Origin of the sequence: Azospirillum sp., assembly GCF_035627195.1 — a bacterium.
Classification (GTDB): Bacteria; Pseudomonadota; Alphaproteobacteria; order Azospirillales; family Azospirillaceae; genus Azospirillum.
Genome location: NZ_DASPMG010000144.1, coordinates 1 through 2,593, shown reverse-complemented (window position 1 = coordinate 2,593; position 2,593 = coordinate 1). Strand labels below are relative to the sequence as shown.

Here is a 2,593-nt window from a genome sequence, read left to right as displayed (position 1 = left end):
CTTCGAGACGATGAAGATCTCGATCGCGCAGGCCAAGCAGCGCCACCTGGGCGACCCGTCCACGTCCAACGAGCGCACGATCTTCCAGATGATCCATCCGGATGTCTGCCGCACGGCGCAGCTCGTCATGGGCATGACCATGCTGAAGCCCAACAACACCTGGAACAGCATGCCCTGCCACACGCACGAGCGGCGTTGCGAGGTCTACTTCTACTTCGACCTGCCGGACAGCGCCCGCCTGTTCCACTTCATGGGCGAGCCGACCGAGACCCGCCACATCGTGGTCGCCAACGAGGAGGCGGTGATCAGCCCCAGCTGGTCGATCCACTGCGGCGTCGGCACGCACAACTACACCTTCATCTGGGCCATGGGCGGCGACAACCAGGACTTCGACGACATGGACGCCGTGCCCCTGGCGACCATGCGCTGACGCCACCCTCTTGACCCGGGAGACACCGACATGACCCATCCCTTCGACCTGACCGGCAAGGTGGCGCTGGTCACCGGCGCCAACACCGGCATCGGACAGGCCATCGCCGTGGCGCTGGCCGGTGCCGGCGCCGACATCGCCGCCGTGGACATCGCCCCCCTCGACGAGACCAAAGGCCTGGTGGAGGCGGCCGGGCGGCGCTTCCACAGCATGAAGGCCGACCTCACCAGCATCGCCCCGGTGCCGGGGCTGGTGGAGGAGACGGTCGCCGCCTTCGGCCAGCTGGACATCCTGGTGAACAACGCCGGCCTGATCCGCCGCGCCGACGCCGTCGACTTCACCGAGGCCGACTGGGACCTGGTGATGAACATCAACGTGAAGACGCTGTTCTTCCTGTGCCAGGCCTTCGGCCGCTACGCCATCGGCCAGGGGCGCCGGGGGAAGATCATCAACATCGCCTCCATGCTGTCCTTCCAGGGCGGCATCCGCGTGCCGTCCTACACCGCGTCCAAGAGCGGCGTCGCCGGCATCACCAAGCTGCTGGCGTGCGAGTGGGCGGCCAAGGGCATCAACGTCAACGCGCTGGCGCCCGGCTACGTGGCCACCAACAACACCGCGGCCCTGCGTGCCGACGAGCAGCGCAGCGCCGAGATCCTGGGCCGCATCCCGGCCGGGCGGTGGAGCGTGCCGGCCGACCTGGGCGGGCCGGCGGTGTTCCTGGCGTCGGACGCGTCCGACTACGTTCACGGCACCATCGTTCCCGTCGACGGCGGGTGGCTGGCGCGCTGACGCGCGCGGCCCGGCATTCCGTGACGAAAGGGGTGCGGATACCTCTTGCGCCGTTCGTGATATACTAGTACGATAATCAGGTCTTCGTCGTGGCGGTTTGCTGCTGATACCGAGCGACGATGGGCGTTTCCTCCCTAGACTCGGGCCACCGGGCGTTCGCGCGCCGGTGGCCTTTTTTCTTGTGCCCAACGTGGCGCGGACGTGCGACATTCTGTCCTGGAGCGGCATCCGGCCCGTTCCGGCTTGCGTCGCAAACTAATATATTAGTATCATAGACCGCGAAAGTCAGGGCGATCCCGCCAGCCACAGGAGACGAACCATGGACGTGTCCGCGCGCCGCGTTGCGGCCCTGGGCGAATGCATGATCGAGCTGTTCCGCCGGCCCGACGGCGCGCTCACCATGGGGTTCGGCGGCGACACGCTGAACACCGCCGTCTACCTCGCCCGCCTGGGCACGGCGGTGGATTACGTGACCGCGCTGGGCGACGACCCGCACAGCGACGCCATGCTGGCCGCCTGGGCGGCCGAAGGGGTGGGGACGGGGCGCGTGCCGCGCCTGCCCGGCCGCCTGCCCGGTCTCTACATGATCGAGACGGACGACAAGGGGGAGCGCCGCTTCCTCTACTGGCGCGACCGGGCGCCTGCGCGAGAGCTGTTCGTGCTGCCGCAGTCGCCGGCCCTGGTGGAGGCGCTGGAGGGCTACGACCTGCTCTACCTCTCCGGCATCAGTCTGGCGATCTGGGGCGAGGAAGGGCGCGCTGTGCTCTACCCGCTGCTCGACCGCGTGCGGCGGCGCGGCGGGCGCGTCGCCTTCGACACCAACTGGCGCCCGCGCCTGTGGCCGGACCGCGCGACGGCGCGCCGCGCCTATGACGCGATGCTGGCGCGCACGGACATCGCGCTGCCCGGCGTGGGCGACCTGCGCGACCTCTATGACGATGCCGACGCGGACGCCGTGCTGGGCCGCGTGCGCGCCGCCGGCGTGCCGGAGATCGTGCTGAAGCTCGAGGAACCCGGCTGCCGCGTGGTCGACGATGGCCTGAACGCGCCCGTGGACGCGCTGGTGCCGGCCGAGCGGGTGACGGCGGTCGTCGACACCACGGCCGCCGGGGACAGCTTCAGCGCCGGCTACCTCGCCGCGCGCCTCGCCGGCCGAACGCCGGAGGCGGCGGCGCGCGCCGGCCATCGCCTCGCCGCCGTGGTCATCCAGCACCGCGGCGCCATCATCCCGCGCGCGGCGATGGCCGCCGCCACATCCTGACGGGGGAGGGCGTCATGGCTGCGATCCCCAACTCCGCGCGGCCCAACCCCACCCGCAGGGGCACCGCCGCGACGACGATCTACCGCGACCTGCGCGACGCCATCGTGTCGCTG

3 protein-coding genes are annotated in these 2,593 nt (G+C 70.3%); all 3 read left to right on the top strand.

Annotation, left to right across the window (positions count from 1 at the left end; all coding sequences use genetic code 11):
* Nucleotides 1-430, top strand: a 430-nt coding sequence (kduI, locus tag VED21_RS13585) for a 5-dehydro-4-deoxy-D-glucuronate isomerase (RefSeq protein WP_324882906.1), incomplete at its 5' end; no start/stop codon positions are given.
* A 30-nt stretch (nt 431-460) separates the two neighbouring features.
* Nucleotides 461-1,219: a 2-dehydro-3-deoxy-D-gluconate 5-dehydrogenase KduD gene (kduD, locus tag VED21_RS13580; RefSeq protein WP_324882905.1), complete on the top strand. Its 759-nt coding sequence runs from the start codon at nt 461-463 to the stop codon at nt 1,217-1,219.
* 319 nt (nt 1,220-1,538) lie between these two features.
* On the top strand, nt 1,539-2,480 hold the full coding sequence (locus tag VED21_RS13575) for a sugar kinase (protein WP_324882904.1): 942 nt from the start codon (nt 1,539-1,541) through the stop codon (nt 2,478-2,480).
* Nucleotides 2,481-2,593 lie beyond the last annotated feature (113 nt).